The following is a 17,617-nucleotide window of genomic DNA, read 5'->3' as shown; positions in this document are numbered from 1 at the left end:
ATATCAATATAGAAGCATGATATCAAAATGGGGGGAGTCATGGCTCAACTGCCCAACCCGCGCCGTTTCAGCAGTGGAGCGATCTCGGCGTTGCGGCCACGGAAGTCGCGGTACGCCTCCAGCGGGTCCTTAGATCCGCCGACTCCGAGCAGGCGCGCGCGGAAGCGGTCGCCGTTCTCACGGGTGAGGCCACCGCTCGCGCGGAACCAGTCGACGGTGTCGGCGTCGAGCACTTCGCTCCAGATGTACGAGTAGTACCCGGCGCTGTAGCCGCCAGAGAAGACATGCGCGAAGTACGTCGAGGAGTAGCGAGTCGGAACGACCGGGTTGTCCAGGCCGATCTCTGCCAGTGCCGCAGCCTCGAACGACGCGACATCCTCGACCGTCGAACCGGCCCCGACCCGGTGCCAGGCCTGATCGAGCCACGCGGCCGCCAAATACTCGCTCGTGTCGTCGCCCTGGTTGAAGGTCTCCGTCGAGCGCAGTCGTTCGACGATCGCAGCATCCAGCGGCTCACCCGTCTCGAAGTGGCGGGCGTAATTGTCGAGCACCTCAGGCCACAGAATCCACATCTCGTTCACTTGGCTCGGGAACTCCACGAAGTCTCGGAACACGTTGGTGCCAGCGAAATGTGGATAATTGACCGTTGCGAATAGTCCATGCAGAGCGTGACCGAACTCGTGGAACAGCGTCGTGACTTCGTCGATCGTGAGCAGCGTCGGCTGGCCGTCGCCGGGCTTCGAGACGTTGAGGTTGTTGACGACGACTGGCGCGGTGCCGCGCAATGCGGACTGACTGACGATCGCATTCATCCATGCTCCGCCGCGCTTAGAATCGCGCGTGTAGAGGTCGAGGATGTAGAGCCCGAGCGGGCTCCCACCGGGGTTGCTCACCTCGAAGACGCGCGCACCGGCGTGGTACGCGACGAGGTCGTCGCGTTCGGTGAAGGTCACGCCGTACAGCTGAGTTGCGGCGAAGAACACGCCGTCCTGTAGCACTCGTTCGGCTTCGAACCAGGGTCGAAGCGCCGCTGTGTCGATGTCGTACTTCGCGGTGCGCACCTTCTCGGTGTAGAACGCCCAGTCGTGCGCTTCCAGCGTGATTGGCTCAGACTCGGTCTCGTCGATGATGGCCTGCAGCGCTGCTTGCTCTTCACGAGCATTGGATGCCGCGGCCGGCGCCAACCGGTGCAATAGGTCCGAGACTGCTTCAGGTGTGCCGGCGGTCTCGTCGGCCGTGACATAGGCGGCGTGTGAGGGATAGCCGAGGAGCGCCGCGCGCTCGGCGCGCAATGCGACGATCTCTGTGAGCACTGCGCGGTTGTCGTGGGCGTTACCGCGCGCGGCGCGGGACTGTGAAGCCGCCATGATGCGGCGGCGGCTCTCGCGGTTCGTCAGCGATGCGAGGTACGGATGCCCTGTGAACAGCGGGAGCGAGATCAGAAAACCGCCCTCATCGCCGTGCTCACTCGCCGATCGTGCCGCAGCCGAGAGCTCTCCGTCAGTGAGTCCATCAAGCTCTTCGGCGCTCTCGAAGAGGACAGCGAGTTCGTTCGTATCCGCGAGCAGGTTTCGCTCGAATGTCGTCGTCAACGTCGACAGCTGCAGGTTTAGGGCAGTGAGCTGTGCCTTCGCCTCGTCATCCAGCGCGGCGCCGGCGTGCGTCATCTCGCGGAAGTGCCGCTCCACCAGGTAGCGGCTTTCACCATCCAGCCCGAGCTGATCGAGCTGTTCATGCAGAGTCTTGATCCGCCAGTACAGCTGCGAGTCGAGTCGGATGGCATCATCGTGCGCGGCCATGAGGGGAGCGAGCTCCTCATCGATCGCCTGGATCTCCGGCGTAGCATCCGCTGAGCTCACCGTGTAGAAGGCGTGGGCGACGCGTTCGAGCATGGCGCCGGCGATCTCCAGCGGCACCATGGTGTTCTCGAAAGTAGGCATCGAGCGCACCAGCGTGAGGCGGCGGATCTCCGCGAGATGCTCCTCGAACGCCGCCTGAAACGCCGGCAGGTAATGCTCGGGACGGATCGCGGCGTAGTCCGGAAGCGCATAGGGGAGAGCGGATGGCGTCAGGAGCGGATTCGCGGCATCGGTCATGAAACGAGCCTACGGCGCGCAACTCAGTCCTGGAACTCGCGCGCAACCACATCGCCGGCGGCGGTCACGAAGACTTCCCACCCGGCATCCAGCTCGGCGATCGGCCGCCCCTCCAGCCAGGTGAGAGTCCAGAATCCCTCAAGCCCCCGAGCCTCAACTTCCGCAATCGCGGGACGCAGGACGGCGGGAACGGATGCCGGAGCATCCGCCCCCGCCGCCCAACGCGTACCCAGCTGCATCAGTTCTCCTCGGCGGGAGTCAGTTCGATCTCGATGACGGCGAGCTCGGGGCCCTCCACGAACTCCAGCTCAGCGATGCGGCCAACGGCCCGCAAGTCGCCGGCCGCTGCACGAATAGCCTCAAGCGTCTCGGCAGGAGCCGCGATCACCGCACGCGTCACCGGCGTCTTCTGCGAGGCCTTCGCCTCGGTCTTCGCGCGACGGATGCCGATCAGCGCAGCGCTGGCAGCGGTGAGCACTGCGGGATTCCCTTCGACCAGCTCAGGGGACAAAGGAGCCAGCGGCTCAGGCCACGCGGCGGTGTGAATCGATCCTTCTTCAAACCACGACCAAGCTTCCTCAGTCGCAAAGGACACGACCGGAGCGAGCAGGCGCAGCAGCGTCGAAAGCGCAATCCGCAGAGCGAGCGCCGCAGAGGGCTGGCCGACGTCGGTCTGGTCGTACGCGCGCTCCTTGACGAGTTCGAGGTAGTCGTCGCAGAACGTCCAGAAGAACGACTCGGTGATCTCGAGTGCCCGGGCGTGGTCGAAGGCGTCATAGGCCTTCGAGGTCTCACGAACGACCTCGTCGAGAGTGGCGAGCATCGAGGCATCCACCGCGTGTGTCACCTGCGCACCCTCAGGTACAGGGAACGACAGCACGAACTTCGCGGCGTTCAGCACCTTGATCGCGAGGCGACGGCCGATCTTCATCTGCGTCGGATTCTGCGGGTCAAACGCCGCGTCAACGCCGAGGCGGCTGGAGGCCGCCCAGTAGCGCACAGCATCCGAACCGTGCTTCTCGAGAATGTCGGCCGGGGTGACCACATTGCCCTTCGACTTGGACATCTTCTTGCGGTCTGGGTCGACGATGAAGCCGGAGATCGACGCGTGCTTCCACGGCGAGCGGCCGTCTTCGAGCGTCGAGCGCAGCATGGTCGAGAAGAGCCAGGTGCGAATGATGTCCTGAGCCTGTGGGCGCACGTCGAACGGGGCGACGAGGTTCCAGAGCTCTTCATCCCGCTGCCAGCCACCGGCGAGCTGCGGGGTGAGCGAGGAGGTCGCCCAGGTGTCGAGGATGTCTGTTTCGGCCTCGAAGCCGCCTGCGACACCGCGCTGAGCTTCGGTATAGCCGGCGGGAACGTCGCTCGTCGGGTCGATCGGCAGAAGATCGACGGATGGCATCAGCACGCGGTCGTAGTCGCGTTCGCCGTTCTCGTCGAGTCCGTACCAGACTGGCAGCGGCACACCGAAGAAGCGCTGACGCGAGACGAGCCAGTCGCCGGTCAGGCCACCGACCCAGTTCTCGTAGCGCACGCGCATGAAGTCAGGGTGCCACTGCAGTTCGCGGCCGTGTTCGATGAGCTGCGCGCGCAAGTTCTCGTCGCGTGCGCCATTGCGGATGTACCACTGACGCGTCGAGACGATCTCGAGCGGGCGGTCGCCCTTCTCGAAGAACTTCACTGCGTGGTTGAAGGGCTTGGAGACTTCGAGCAGCTCGCCGGATTCTTCCAGCAGCTCCACGAGGCGCTTGCGGGCGCTGAAGACGGTCTTGCCTGCGATCTCTGCGTAGGCAGCGGTTCCGGCATCCGAAGTGATCGCCTCAGGAGCGTCAGCGACCACCCGGCCATCGAGGCCCAGAATTGCACGGATCGGCAGATCGAGTTCGCGCCACCAGATCATGTCGGTGACGTCACCGAAGGTGCAGACCATCGCGATGCCGGAGCCCTTGTCCTGCTGGGCGAGGTGGTGCGCGAGCACGGGCACTTCAACATCAAACAGCGGTGTGCGCACGGTGGAGCCGAAGTACGGCTGGTAGCGCTCATCGTCGGGGTGAGCGACCAGCGCGACACAGGCGGCGAGCAGTTCGGGACGCGTCGTCTCGATGTGGATGTCGCCGGAGCCGTCTGTCTTGTGGAACGCGATGCGGTGGTAGGAGGCCTGCTGGTCGCGGTCTTCAAGCTCTGCCTGGGCGATCGCCGAGCGGAAGTCGACATCCCACAGGGTCGGCGCAAGCGCCTGGTATGCCTCGCCGCGCTCGTGGTTGCGGATGAACCCGAGCTGGCTCTGACGGATCGAGTCGTTCGAGATCGTGCGGTACGTCTGTGTCCAGTCCACGCTGAGTCCCAGCTGGCGGAAGACATCTTCGAACTGCTTCTCGTCTTCAAGCGTGAGGCGCTCGCACAGCTCGATGAAGTTACGACGGCTCACCGGCTGCTGGTCGGCGGCCTTCAGGCTCTTCGCATCGCCCTGGAACGGAGGCGTGAAATCGGAATCGTAGGGGAGTGTCGGATCGCACCGCACGCCGTAATAGTTCTGCACCCGGCGCTCAGTCGGCAGGCCGTTGTCATCCCACCCGATCGGGTAGAAGACATTCTTGCCGCGCATGCGCTCGTAGCGAGCCTTCACGTCGGTGTGCGTGTATGAGAACACGTGGCCGATGTGCAGCGAGCCGGATGCCGTGGGCGGAGGGGTGTCGATCGAGTAGACGCCTTCGCGGCCGATTTCCGCTGCGCGGACGCGATCGAACAGATACGTGCCCTGCTCTGCCCACGTGCCGTCCCACTTCGCTTCGAGACCTTCGAGTACGGGCTTGTCAGGAATCTGATTCAGTTCGGACGCGGCCATAAAGGTCTCCTTGCGCGATGTATGCGGCACTGTGTGAGCGTGCCTGAGTGTGGGGTGTGCTGACCAGTCTAGCGAAGCGCGAACACAAGAGAGCCGGGCGTAGATCGACCCAGTCTAAAAACCCCGGCTAGACTTGATCGACCCCCGTTCACTTTTCTGAGGACTCGCATGCCCACTCCGCTCGTGCGTCGTATTCTGCCCATTGCCGCGCTCGCAGCGGTCGCCGCTCTGACACTCAGCGCCTGCGCCGGACCCACCGACGAGAATGCAGCAGGCGGAGGTGAGGTCGTCTGGGCGATCGAAGGTGCAAACCTCTCTGCCGGTCACATGGACCCGCAGACGAGCCAGCTTGACGTGTCGAGCATGGTGCAACGCGTCGTGCTCGACTCGCTCGTCTTCCAAGAGGCAGATGGGTCGTTCTCGCCGTGGTTGGCCACCGAGTGGACGATCTCAGAGGATGCCACGAGCTACACGTTCACGCTGCGCGATGACGTGACCTTCACCGATGGTGAGCCATTCAATGCTGAAGCGGTGAAGGTGAACTTCGATCGCATCGCTGATCCAGAGACGGCATCTGCGCAGGCTGCCAGCATGCTCGGTGGCGATTTCTACGCTGGCACCGAAGTTCTCGATGACTACACCGTCAAGGTCGATTTCTCACAGCCGTACGCGCCGTTCTTGCAGGCCGCGAGCACCGCGCTACTTGGCTTCTACTCGCCGGCCGTTCTCGAAAGCTCCGCCGACCAGCTGAAGGCAGGCGGTCCCGGCATCAACGTCGGCACCGGCCCCTTCGAGCTCACCGAATACACCCCCGATCAGGAGATCGTCTACACCCGCAACCCGGACTACAAGTGGGGGCCGGATGGTGCGGAGGCAGCGAAGTTCGAGACGCTGCGGGTAGAAATCCTTCCCGAAGCATCAGTGCGCGCCGGTGTCGTGGAGAGCAGCGAAGCTGACCTTGCCAGCAACATTCCGCCGAACCTCGCCTCGACGCTGCCCGACACTCTCAAGGTCGACTCAAACGAGTACCCGGGTCTGCCGTACTCGCTATACCTGAACGAGAAGTACGGCGTCTTCGCGGACGAGAAGGTGCGCCAGGCATTCGCACGCGGCATTGACATCGACGCCGCGGTGGAAGAGATCTTCTTCGGCCAGTTCCCGCGGGCATGGAGCATCCTCGGATCGACCACACCCGGCTACGACGCTTCGCTGGAGGGCTCATGGCCCTTCGACCAGGATGCCGCGAACCAGCTGCTCGATGAAGCAGGCTGGACCGAGCGCGACACCGACGGCATCCGCATGAAGGATGGCAAGCGTCTGTCCGTGCGGTGGATCGCCTGGACGCCGGTTCCCGATGACAATGCAGCGCTGGGCAACGCGATTCAGTCTGACCTCGCCGACATCGGTTTCGAGGTCAAGCGTGAGGTGCTGGAGCCCGGCGCCTACAACGAACAGTACGGCCCGAAGACCTTCGACCTCACCGACTGGGGCTTCTCCGGCGTTGACGGCGACCTGCTGCGTAGCCACCTGCACACCGATGGATTCCAGAATGCTTCGCAGGTCAGTAACCCCGAGGTCGACGCGCTGCTGGAAGAGGGCATCGCAACGACCGATCAGGCCGCCCGCGACGACGTTTACAAGAAGCTGCAGCAGTGGAACGCGGAGTACACCGCAATCGTGCCGCTCTACAGCCCCTCGTTGATCACCGCCGTGAACGACAACATCGACGGCCTGACCTACGATCTGTACGGACGGCCGCTGTTCTACACGGTCACGGTCGACTGATCTCTGCGAAGGGGGAGCGGTGAGAGCCACCCTCACGCGGATAGCGGGGCTCGCGGCATCCGTCGTCATCGTCCTGTGGGGCGCGGCGACGCTGGCGTTCCTCGCGTTTCGTGTCATCCCGGGCGACCCTGTCTCGGTCATGCTCGGCCCGCAGGCACAGGTCAGTGAGGCGGTCAAAGAAGGCATCCGCGCGGAGCTCGGACTTGACCGTCCGCCGCTGGAGCAGTATCTGACGTATCTCGGACAGCTTGTGCAGGGAAACCTGGGGGAGTCGTACCAGTTGCGGATGCCGGTGACCGAGGTGATCGGGCGTCAGCTGGGGTCGACGCTGCAGCTGACGGCGCTCGCTCTCGTGATCGCCGTTGTGCTGGCTCTCGCAGTGGCGCTGTTCGTGCGCGGGAAGGTGTCGCGAGGGATCGTCGCCGGCATCGAGTTGATCGTGCTGTCATCGCCCGTGTTCTGGATCGGCCTCCTGCTGCTCAGCGTCTTCGCGTTCGGTCTGGGGTGGTTCCCGGTGTCGGGTACACGAAACCCGGCGACCATCGTGTTGCCTGCGGTGACGCTGGCGCTGCCGGTCGCAGCCCTCCTCGGACAAGTGCTGCGCGATGGGATCGAAGCGGCCGAGCGCCAGCCGTTCGCGACGACAGTGCGGGCTCGCGGTGCGGGACAGGTGCGGCTGACGGCGCATCACACTCTGCGCCATGGGGCGGCAAACGCTCTGACCCTCACGGCGTATCTCATCGGCTCGTTGCTCGGCGGAGCGGTGCTCGTCGAAACCGTGTTTGCCCGGCCAGGGCTGGGACGCGTGACGTTGGCAGCCATCTCTGATCGCGACTTGCCGGTGATCACCGGCATCATCCTGCTCAGCGCTCTTGTCTTCGTTGTGGTGAACCTCCTCGTCGAACTGCTGTACCCCCTGCTTGATCCTCGGCAGCGTCGGCGACGAGAGGTGCGCGCATGAAGACCTCTCAGCGGGTGTTGCTCGGGGCCGCGCTTGTCGTGCTGGCGGTGGTGGCGGTAATGGCGCTGCTGCCGCAGGTGATTGCGACGCACGATCCGCTGCGCACCGATGTGCGTGCGGCGCTGGAAGCACCGAGCGCTGCACACCTGTTCGGCACGGATCAGAGTGGTCGAGACGTGTTCTCCCGGGTGGTCTACGGCGCAGGGCGTTCGGTCGGCATCGGGCTGCTCGCTACCGGGCTCGCTCTGGCGATCGGGCTCGTCGTTGGTTCGCTCTCTGCGGTGGCGCCTCGGGCAGTGGATGCCACGGCGATGCGCATCACCGACGTGCTGATGGCATTCCCGGAGTTTCTCGTCGCCCTGGTGGTTGTCGCGATGCTCGGCCCCGGCCCTGCGAATGTCGCCATCGCCGTGACGATTGCTGCGGTGCCGGTGTACATCCGCCTCGCCCGTGTGCAGACGCGCACGCTTGCGCTTGCCGAACACGTGGAAGCCGCCCGCATCCTGGGTGTGCGTCCTCTCCCTGCGTTCTCGCGGCACGTGGTCCCCGGGGTACTCGGGTCGTTGAGTGTGCTGGCGACGATCGGGATTGGCTCGAGCATCCTGGCAGCCGCAGGCCTCAGTTTTCTCGGACTCGGACCGATCGAGCCTGTGCCCGAGTGGGGTCTGATGCTCTCCGGCGGGCGCAACGTGCTCGCGCAGGCGTGGTGGATTGCCGTCTTCCCCGGTATCGCGATCACGCTGACAGTGGTGTCGGCGACGATCGTCGGCCGGATGCTGCGCGCCAGGGCTGAGGGGAGGGCCGCATGAGCGTGGTGCAGGTGTCGGCTCTGTCTGTCTCGATCGATGGGCATCTGCTGGTCGACGGCGTCTCCTTCGAGGTTGCTCCCGGCGAGTGCCTGGCGATCGTCGGTGAGTCTGGTGCGGGTAAGTCGCTTACGGCTGCAGCGCTTCTGGGGCTCGCCCCCGGCGTGGTCTCGGCCGAGGTGCTGGTTGTAGACGGCGTCGATGCCCGGGGATTCTCTGACGCTCAGTGGCGCGGACTGCGCGGTAACCGGATCGGGCTCGTCTCGCAGGATGCACTGGTGTCTCTCGACCCGCTTCGCCGGATCGGGGCTGAGGTCGCCGAGCCGCTGGCGATTCACACGGACTTGAGTCGGGTCGAGCGTCGTGAGCGGGCCGTTGAGCTGCTGTCGGATGTGGCGATGCCGTTGCCGGAGGTGCGGGTTCGGCAGTATCCGCATGAACTCAGCGGCGGACTTCGTCAGCGGGCGCTGATTGCCTCTGCGCTCGCCGGAGACCCTGCGGTGCTGGTTGCCGATGAGCCGACGACAGCTCTGGATGCGACGGTGCAGGCGCGTGTGCTGGCACTGTTACGTGATGTCGCGGATGCCGGCACCGCAGTGGTCTTCATCAGCCATGACTTCGCCGCCGTGCGCCGGGTTGCCGATCGCGTGCTGGTTATGCGGGCGGGACGCGTGATCGAACAGGGGACCGTCGCTGAGATGTTGGATGCTCCTCAGCACGCGTACACCCGGCAGCTCGTGGCCGCCACTCGGCATGAACCGCGCGCGGAATGGGATGGGCTCAGGGAGCCTGTGCTCACCGGTCTCTCGGTGTCGAAGTCGTTCTCTGCGGTGCCAGCGGTGGTCGATGCGTCTTTCACGCTGCTGAAGGGACAGACCCTCGGGATTGTGGGGGAGTCGGGGTCAGGGAAGACCACTCTCGCGCGCATGATCGTGGGCGTCGAAGCGCTGGATGCCGGGAGCCTCCGTTGGCACGGTGCACACCGTGTGCAGCTCGTACATCAGAACCCACTCGGCGCGTTCGACCCACGATGGACGATCAGCAGGTCGTTGCGCGAGGCGTTGGCGGCCGGAGGCGTGCCGCGCTCCGCACGGTCTGGGCGTGTGACACAGCTGATGGAAGAAGTGGATCTCGCACCGGAGCTTGCACGTAGAAGGCCTGCGCAACTGTCAGGCGGGCAGCGCCAGCGGGCGGCTATTGCCCGCGCGCTCGCCGCGGAGCCTCAAGTGCTGGTGCTGGATGAGCCCGTTTCGGCGCTGGACCCGTCGGTGCGCGAGAAGGTGCTGCAGCTACTGCTTCACCTGCAGAAAGAGCGGGATCTCTCCATCATCTTCGTCTCGCACGACCTCGATGTGGTCGCGGCGGTTGCCGATGAGGTGCTGGTCATGCAGGACGGGGTTGTCGTCGAGCAGGGGCCGGTAGCAGACGTGTTCGCTGCGCCGCAGCATCCGTTCACCATGGAATTGCTCGCAGCCGGGCGCTGATCAGTCCTTGATCTGAATACCCAGCCCGGCGGCGATCGTCGGTGCGAGCTGTTGGATCTGAAAGGTGGTCAGCGTCGTCCCGCGCAGGCTGTTCGTGTCCATGAACGCGTCTGCCTCGAGGCCGCGGAAGTCGACGTTGGCGGCACGCATGCCTTGAGTGTCAACCTCGTCGCTGCGGCAATTCACGAAGCCGACACGGGTGAGTTGGGCTTGTGGCATGTCTAGAGCCTTAATCGTGGATTCCACGATCAGGATGTCTGTGCCTTTCGCGCCGGCCAGGCTCAGATAATCGATCCGTACGTCGCGCAGCTCCAGCTCAGAGATGCGGGTGCCGCTGAGGTCAAGTGTGCCGATGCGGCCGCCGGTGATGCGCATGCGACGGATGCTGGCATCCCGCATGCTCACCGACGCGGCACGGATTTCGGTGACATCGACATCGAGGATCGTGGCACCGGTGAGGTCGATGCGGTCAGCAGCGGCAGAGATCACGCACTGCTCGAGTGAGGCGTAGGCGAGATCGACGGTGCCTACGAGCTCGAGTCGTGCGGCCAGCAGGTCGGCGCTGCGGCTCGGTTCTGCTGCGGTGAGATGAGGCGGAATATCGGGGATGGAGACGCGAGGAGCGACGGGGGAATCAGAATTGCGAGCCACCACTTCAGAGTATCTGACCACGTATGCTATGTTGCTAGCATGCAAGCAAATGATGCGGACGTCTCGGAGAAGAAGGTGCAGTTCAACGTCTACCTGCCGCCGGATCTCGTTCGTGCGGTCAAGCACCGATCGATCGATGACGGTGTGAGCCTGTCGGCGCTTGTCGAGGGTGCGCTTCGCGGATATGTGGGGGAAGAGTCATGACTGTCGTTCAGCAGATTGTCTACACCGAGCGGCCCGAACGCTGGTGGGTGCTCGCCGAGGTCCTGGGATTTGTGGCGCCCTACCCGCCGTCGCCAGAGTGGGGCGAGTTTCACGCTGATGGTGTGTTGGCCGTGCACGGGGCGAGGGGATCGGTGGGGCTGCACAGCGGCGACGCGCGCATCGGGCTGTCGTTTGAAGCTCGCGGTGACCTCGACGCGCTGGCTTCGGGGTTGCGGGATGCCGGATTCGAAGCATCCGTCGTCGATGAGGCATTCGCCCGCACGATCCGCGTCCCCGACCCTGATGGTGGCGACGAGATCTGGGTCAACGGCACTCAGGACGATTTGCACGGTTACCACCGCGTCGGCTGAACATCGCCGCCGCACCAATTTTGCAGAACCACAGGAATCTCGCAGAAATTCGCCCAGTTCGTGCGAGATTCCTGCGGTCCTGCGAGATGTGCGACGACGGATGCTAAGGCATGAGTCCCTCTGCACAAATTGCCGCGCCACGGAGCTATACACAGCTCGTGTGTTTGAGTGCCGAGTGCGCACGGTTGCGGTGGCACTCTCTTGCTCATGCATCCACAATTCCAACGGCCGATTGAGCTCGAGTTAGCCGCGCACGGTGGGGTAGTGCAGTCAGCGACGCTGGCGAATCACCCAGGCTCGTCGTCTCGAGCTGTGGGTGCACGAGCAGAAGCCTGGCATTCATGTTGCGGCCACACCGGGCGCGCCGGCGGTAAACCAGAGAGTATTCGCGTGCACTGGTCGAAGCCACTGGTACCGCGTGAAGCCGGGGTCCTGGAAGATCCGATAGAGAACGTGCTCGCTATCGTCGCTGACTGCGAGCCCTTCGAACAGGCACTCGCGACCTGGGAGTCCGCGTTCAACAGGCAACTCATCCCCCTTGACGCAATGGCGAGGCTGCCTCTGCGCCCCGCGGCCCGGCGAATCCTTGCCGAGGCCCAGCCGTTCGCGAATGCTGGACTCGAGACCTATCTTCGCGTACGTCTGCGGTGGCTCAAGCTCTCGATCTACATCCAGACCTGGATCGCTGGCCATCGTGTCGACGCGCTCATCGGGGATCGACTGGTACTCCAGATTGATGGTGCGACTCACGTCGGAGCACAACGAAGCGAAGATATTCGACATGATGCGGAACTCAAGCTGATGGGTTACCACGTCATCCGGATCAGCTATCAGCAGATGATGGAGGACTGGCCCATGATCCAGGACCTCATCATGCGCGCAGTCGCGCAGGGCCTGCACCTTGCGCCGCGTCGGCAGGCCTAACTCCAGCATCCGCCCGCGCGAATCTCGCAGAACTGCAGCAATTCCGCAGGAACTCGCCTAGAACGTGCGAAATCAGTGCAGTTCTGCGAAGTTCCTGCACGGCGCACACCAGGCAGCAACCCGCGTACACTGGGAACACACGCTTTGATCCGGCTATCACCGGGGAGCTCTCGGAAGAACGCTTCGACCCTTCGACAGGCTCAAGGGGGCGGAGCAACTAGAACCGAGCGGGGCAGGCCCGTTATCGCCGCAGTGAGAGTGGCAGCGCCGAGAGGCGCAGCACGCGAGGTGGTACCGCGGTCCGCGAGGGTCGTCCTTGCAGAAGCATCCGCCACGAGCACTGCGAGACGACATGACCTATCCGCGCCCCTCCGCCTTCGGCCCCGCTGCTGACGCCCCTCGACAGGGTCCCGTCGCCAGCCCGCGCTTCCCGGAGATCGAGCAAGAGGTCCTCGACTTCTGGAAGAGTGATGACACCTTCCGCGCCTCCATCGCTCAGCGAGAGGGCGCTGAGGAGTGGGTCTTCTACGATGGGCCTCCGTTTGCCAATGGCCTGCCGCACTATGGCCACCTGCTCACCGGTTACGCCAAGGACCTTTTCCCGCGGTTCCAGACGATGCTCGGCAAGAAGGTCGACCGCGTCTTCGGCTGGGACACCCACGGTCTGCCGGCAGAGCTTGAAGCGATGAAGCAGCTCGGGATCACCGAGAAGGCCGAGATCGAAGCCATGGGCGTCGACACATTCAACGCCAAGGCGCGTCAATCGGTCCTCGCGTACACCGACGAGTGGCAGGAGTACGTGACCCGCCAAGCACGCTGGGTTGACTTCGAGCGCGGCTACAAGACGCTCGACCTCGGCTACATGGAGAGCGTGCTCTGGGCATTCAAGACGCTGTACGACAAGGAGCTCGCGTACGAGGGCTACCGCGTGCTGCCGTACTGTTGGCGCGACGAGACCCCGCTCAGCGCCCATGAGCTGCGCATGGACGATGACGTCTACCAGATGCGTCAGGATCCCTCGGTGACCGTCACTTTCCCGCTCACCGGCGCGAAGGCCGAATCCCTCGGCCTCACCGCGGTCCGTGCGCTGGCGTGGACGACAACACCCTGGACTCTCCCGACGAACCTCGCGCTCGCCGTGGGACCCGAGATCGAGTACGTCGTTCTTCCCGCAGGGCCCGCGGGCGCAGCCGACGTGCACCAGATCGCTGGCAGCGAGGATGCTGCGGTCGAGGCATCCGCTCATCGCTACCTGCTCGCGCGTGAACTCGTCGGCGGCTACGCGAAGGACCTCGGTTATGAGAGCGCAGAGGATGCCCTCTCCGCCGTCGAGGCGACGCACCTGGGCTCCGCACTCCAGGACGTCACCTACGACCGCATCTTCGACTACTACGCCGACGAAGAGACCTACGGCACCGAGAACGCCTGGCGCATCCTCGTCGACGACTACGTCACCATCACCGACGGCACCGGCATCGTCCACCAGGCTCCCGCCTACGGTGAGGACGACCAGCGGGTCGCAGGTGCCGCCGGCATCCCCACGATCCTGTCGCTGGATGACGGCGGACGCTTCCTCCCGAACGTGACGGATGTCGCGGGCGAGCTGTGGATGGACGCTAACACGCCCCTGGTCCGACTGATCCGCGAGAGCGGCCGGCTCGTGCGCCTGCAGAGCTACGAGCACTCCTACCCGCACTGCTGGCGCTGCCGCAACCCACTGATCTACAAGGCGGTTTCGAGCTGGTTCATCCGCGTGACGGACATCAAGGACGACATGCTCGCGAACAACGAGCAGATCACCTGGGTGCCGGAGAACGTCAAGCACGGCCAGTTCGGCAAGTGGCTGGAAGGCGCACGCGATTGGTCGATCAGCCGCAACCGCTACTGGGGTTCACCGATCCCGATCTGGAAGAGCGATGACCCCGAGTACCCGCGCATCGACGCCTACGGTTCGCTGGCGGAGATGGAACGTGACTTCGGCACGCTGCCGCGGAACCCCGAGGGTGAAATTGACCTGCACCGTCCGTACATCGACGACCTGACGCGCCCGAACCCGGATGACCCCACCGGCAAGAGCACCATGCGCCGCATCGAGGACGTCTTCGACGTCTGGTTCGACTCTGGCTCGATGCCCTACGCGCAGGTGCACTATCCGTTCGAGAACCAGGAGTGGTTCGACTCGCACTCGCCAGCCGACTTCATCGTCGAGTACATCGGTCAGACGCGCGGCTGGTTCTACGTCATGCACGTACTGTCGACCGCGCTGTTTGACCGCCCGGCCTTCACCGGCGTGAGCTGCCACGGCATCGTGCTCGGTAACGACGGATACAAGATGTCGAAGTCGCTGCAGAACTATCCCGCGGTCAGCGAAGTGTTTGACCGTGACGGATCAGACGCCATGCGCTGGTTCCTCATGTCGAGCTCTGTGCTGCGCGGCGGAAACCTCTCTGTCACTGAGGAGGGCATCCGCGCCGGCGTGCGCGAATTCCTGTTGCCGCTGTGGAGCTCGTGGTACTTCTTCGCGACGTATGCAAACGCGTCAGGTGAGGCAGGCGACGGCGGCTATGAGGCAACCTGGCGCACCGACTCCACCGATGTCCTTGACCGCTACATCCTTGCTCGCACCGGCGAACTTGTCCGCGAGGTGCAGGCCGATCTTGAAGGTCTTGATTCGACGACAGCTGCCTCGCGCTTGCGCGACTTCGCTGAGGTGCTGACGAACTGGTACATCCGTCGCTCACGCGACCGCTTCTGGGTCGGCGCCGAGGGCGGAACTGAGGCGTTCGACACGCTGTACACGGTGCTCGAGACGCTCTGCCGTGTTGCTGCTCCGCTGGTGCCGCTCGTCAGCGAGCGTGTCTGGCAGGGCCTCACCGGTGGACGCAGCGTGCATCTGACCGATTGGCCGGATGCTTCGGCGTTCCCGGTTGCCGACGACATCCGCGACGCGATGGATGCCGTACGAGAACTCTCCAGCGTCGGCAATGCGCTGCGCAAGAAAGAGAAGCTGCGCGTGCGTCTGCCACTGGCGCGTCTTACGGTGGTCTCCCCATTGGCCGCATCGCTCGGACAGTTCGAGGACATCCTGCGTGACGAGCTCAACGTGAAGTCGGTTGAACTGGTCGCGCTCACCGAGACCACAGCGGGCGAGTACGGCATCAGCCACCGTCTCAGCGTCAACGCCCGAGCCGCTGGTCCGCGCCTGGGTAAGAACGTCCAGACCGTGATCAAGGCGGCAAAATCCGGCGACTGGTTAGAAACCGACGGTGTTGTGACTGCCGGAGGCATTGCCCTGGAACCATCCGAATACGACCTCGCGCTGGAGACCACCGGGCGTCCGGAGGGCGAGGCACTGGCCATCGTTCCCACCGGTGGGTTCGTGCTGCTCGACACCGAGACAACTCCTGAGCTCGAGGCCGAAGGCATCGCACGCGATGCGATCCGCGTCGTGCAGGAGGCGCGCAAGAACGCCGCTCTCGAGGTCAGCGACCGCATTATTCTCGCGCTCAATGCTGGCCCGGATCAGGCTGCCGCGCTGAAGGCGCACGGCGAATTGATCGCCTCGGAAACGCTCGCGATCGCCTTCGCCGTGCAGGAGACCGAAGAGATGGAGCGGATCGTCGATGAGGTGAAGAGCCCCGGCAATGGGGTGCACATCAGTGGTGCACGCGCACTGGGTTCCGGCAAGGCCCCGATCATCGTCACGATTGACGCGAACATCACTGAGGAGATCAACGCATGAGCGATCGCAGTCGCGCCGATGCCGTCTACGAGACGTTGCTTTCCAGGGCAGGGGAGCGTTGGGTGCAGCCGCGCAAGGAGCGCACCGCGCGCATCCTCGCGTACCTCGATGACCCGCAGCGCACCTACCGGGTCGTGCACATCACCGGCACCAACGGCAAGACCTCGACTGCACGCATGATCGAGAGCCTGCTGCGCGCACACGATCTGCGCACCGGGCTGTTCACCAGCCCGCACCTCGAGCGCTTCACCGAGCGGATCATGATCGACGGCGAGCCGATCGGCGATGCTGAGGTCGCTGATGCCTGGGACGAGATCGAGCCGTTCGTCGACATTGTCGACGCAGAACTTACCGCCGCCGGTGACGAGCCGCTCACGTTCTTCGAGTTGCTCACCGTGCTCGCTTTCGTGGCGGCAGCGGATGCTCCGGTCGATGTCCTCGTGCTCGAAGTCGGCATGGGCGGCGAGTGGGATTCGACCAACACCGCCGATGGCGACGTCGCCGTGTTCGCACCTATCGACATCGACCACGCCGATCGCCTCGGCGGCACGCTTACGGAGATCGCGACCGTCAAGGCCGGGATCATCAAGGAAGGCGCGGCCGTGGTCTCTGCCCAGCAGCAGCCAGAGGTGGCAGAGGTACTTCGTCGAATGGCCGCCGAAAAGCACGCCAGCATCGTTTTTGAGGGCGATGAATTCGGCCTCACCGAGCAGAAACTCGCGGTGGGCGGTCAGCTGCTGACGATCCGAGGCGTCGCTGGCGGGTACGTCGAGGAGTACCTGCCCATGTACGGTGCCCACCAGGGCCACAACGCGGCCCTGGCCATCGCGGCCGTCGAATCGCTCATCGGTGCCGGCACGCAACGCATTGCCGACGACATCGTCGCCGATGGGCTGCAGGGGGCGACATCGCCGGGCCGGCTACAGCTGCTCGGCATCGCACCTACTGTGGTCGTTGACGCTGCGCACAACCCGCACGGCGCGAAAGCGCTCGCGCAGTCACTGAGCGACAGCTCGATTTCGACGAGTGGGGTCTCGTGCTCGGCATCCTTGGCGATAAGGACGCCGCGGGCATCATCGCGGCGCTCGCGCCGAGCACTGCCCACGTGTTCGCTACCGCCCCGGCATCCGATCGGGCGAACGATGCTGATGTGATCGCCGACCTCGTCGAAAGTTCCGGGCATCGCGCCACAGTGCACCCCTCACTCGCCGATGCGGCGGATGCCGCGCGGGAGTGGGCCGCATCCTCCGATCGACGCGCGTCGTGATCGCGGGGTCGGTGGTGCTCGCCGGAGAGGCGATCGCCCTCGCTGAGGAAGAAGACTGGAAGTCCGGGTGGCAGGCATGAGCGCCCGCGCGCCCCGGACCCTGGTACAGAAGCTTGCTCCGATCGTGCTCGGCTTCGAGGCGATCGTCGTTCTCCTCGTCGGACTCACGATCTTCGGCCTGAAGTCGCTGCCTGCGGGTGTCGAACAGTGGTGGGCGATCGTCGGAGGTGGCGTCGTTGCGCTTGCGATGGTGGCGGTTGCGGGCATGATCACCAAGCCCTGGGCGATCAGCGCCGGCTGGGTGCTGCAGATCATCGTCGCGCTGTCGGCATTCTTCGTTCCTGCCATCCTGCTTGTCGTGCTGGTTTTTGGTGGGATGTGGGCATATGCGACGATCATGGGGGCACGGTTGGACGCACGACGTCCCGCTGATATGACCCCCACTCATTCCGAAACTGAAACCCATACAGAGAGCGATTGA

General features: G+C 64.4%; 13 protein-coding genes and 1 pseudogene. 10 read left to right on the top strand and 4 right to left on the bottom strand.

Translation table 11 applies throughout. The annotated features are described in order from the left end of the window. Nucleotides 1-44 precede the first annotated feature (44 nt). Genes DC31_RS05570 through valS form a run of 3 tightly spaced genes read right to left on the bottom strand, consistent with a single transcriptional unit; the run spans nt 45 to nt 4,941 of the window. Nucleotides 45-2,096, bottom strand: a complete 2,052-nt coding sequence (locus DC31_RS05570) for a M3 family metallopeptidase (protein WP_036277950.1) — start codon at nt 2,094-2,096, stop codon at nt 45-47. Between the two features lie 23 nt (nt 2,097-2,119). Continuing rightward, nucleotides 2,120-2,335, bottom strand: coding sequence for a hypothetical protein (locus DC31_RS05565; RefSeq protein WP_036277947.1), 216 nt, complete (start codon nt 2,333-2,335; stop codon nt 2,120-2,122). Further along, complete coding sequence (gene valS, locus DC31_RS05560; RefSeq protein ID WP_036277944.1) at nt 2,335-4,941, bottom strand: valine--tRNA ligase; 2,607 nt, start codon at nt 4,939-4,941, stop codon at nt 2,335-2,337. The genes DC31_RS05565 and valS overlap by 1 nt, the downstream gene beginning before the upstream one ends. Before the next feature lie 168 nt (nt 4,942-5,109). On the opposite strand from valS, the gene DC31_RS05555 reads away from it, so the two are divergent. From DC31_RS05555 to DC31_RS05540, 4 genes are read left to right on the top strand one after another with little or no spacing between them, the layout of a single operon-like run. Next, on the top strand, nt 5,110-6,726 hold the full coding sequence (locus DC31_RS05555) for an ABC transporter substrate-binding protein (RefSeq protein WP_036277940.1): 1,617 nt from the start codon (nt 5,110-5,112) through the stop codon (nt 6,724-6,726). A gap of 19 nt (nt 6,727-6,745) precedes the next feature. Beyond that, the gene (locus DC31_RS05550; protein WP_036277937.1) at nt 6,746-7,687 is read left to right on the top strand and encodes an ABC transporter permease; all 942 of its coding nucleotides are present in this window, start codon (nt 6,746-6,748) and stop codon (nt 7,685-7,687) included. Then, nucleotides 7,684-8,496, top strand: a complete 813-nt coding sequence (locus DC31_RS05545; RefSeq protein WP_036277934.1) for an ABC transporter permease — start codon at nt 7,684-7,686, stop codon at nt 8,494-8,496. The genes DC31_RS05550 and DC31_RS05545 overlap by 4 nt, the downstream gene beginning before the upstream one ends. Beyond that, nucleotides 8,493-9,977 (top strand): dipeptide ABC transporter ATP-binding protein, encoded by a 1,485-nt coding sequence (locus DC31_RS05540; RefSeq protein ID WP_036277932.1) that lies wholly within the window; start codon nt 8,493-8,495, stop codon nt 9,975-9,977. The genes DC31_RS05545 and DC31_RS05540 overlap by 4 nt, the downstream gene beginning before the upstream one ends. On the opposite strand, the gene DC31_RS05535 is transcribed toward DC31_RS05540, so the two are convergent. Then, nucleotides 9,978-10,628, bottom strand: coding sequence for a pentapeptide repeat-containing protein (locus DC31_RS05535; RefSeq protein ID WP_036277929.1), 651 nt, complete (start codon nt 10,626-10,628; stop codon nt 9,978-9,980). It abuts the gene before it with no gap. A 39-nt stretch (nt 10,629-10,667) separates the two neighbouring features. Here DC31_RS05535 and DC31_RS17490 point away from each other — a divergent pair, with 39 nt between their 5' ends. The 6 genes and pseudogenes from DC31_RS17490 (at nt 10,668) to DC31_RS05505 (ending at nt 17,617) form a co-directional block, all read left to right on the top strand. After that, the gene (locus DC31_RS17490) at nt 10,668-10,832 is read left to right on the top strand and encodes a CopG family transcriptional regulator (RefSeq protein ID WP_036277926.1); all 165 of its coding nucleotides are present in this window, start codon (nt 10,668-10,670) and stop codon (nt 10,830-10,832) included. After that, nucleotides 10,829-11,203: a hypothetical protein gene (locus DC31_RS05525; RefSeq protein WP_036277923.1), complete on the top strand. Its 375-nt coding sequence runs from the start codon at nt 10,829-10,831 to the stop codon at nt 11,201-11,203. The genes DC31_RS17490 and DC31_RS05525 overlap by 4 nt, the downstream gene beginning before the upstream one ends. 390 nt (nt 11,204-11,593) lie before the next feature. Continuing rightward, a complete protein-coding gene (locus DC31_RS05520; RefSeq protein ID WP_051606462.1) occupies nt 11,594-12,127 on the top strand; it encodes an endonuclease domain-containing protein in 534 nt (177 codons plus the stop codon). A gap of 352 nt (nt 12,128-12,479) precedes the next feature. Then, nucleotides 12,480-15,869 carry an isoleucine--tRNA ligase gene (ileS, locus tag DC31_RS05515; RefSeq protein ID WP_036277920.1) on the top strand — a complete coding sequence of 1,130 codons (3,390 nt, stop codon included), beginning with the start codon at nt 12,480-12,482 and terminating at the stop codon, nt 15,867-15,869. Next, nucleotides 15,866-17,216, top strand: a pseudogene (locus DC31_RS05510) (bifunctional folylpolyglutamate synthase/dihydrofolate synthase). Before ileS ends, DC31_RS05510 begins: the two are co-directional and overlap by 4 nt. After that, nucleotides 17,213-17,617 (top strand): DUF4233 domain-containing protein, encoded by a 405-nt coding sequence (locus tag DC31_RS05505; protein WP_036278296.1) that lies wholly within the window; start codon nt 17,213-17,215, stop codon nt 17,615-17,617. Before DC31_RS05510 ends, DC31_RS05505 begins: the two are co-directional and overlap by 4 nt.

Source organism: Microbacterium sp. CH12i (genome assembly GCF_000685355.1).
Classification (GTDB): Bacteria; Actinomycetota; Actinomycetes; order Actinomycetales; family Microbacteriaceae; genus Microbacterium.
The sequence above is the reverse complement of the archived record's forward strand: the minus strand, read 5'-3'. Positions and strand labels throughout refer to the sequence as shown.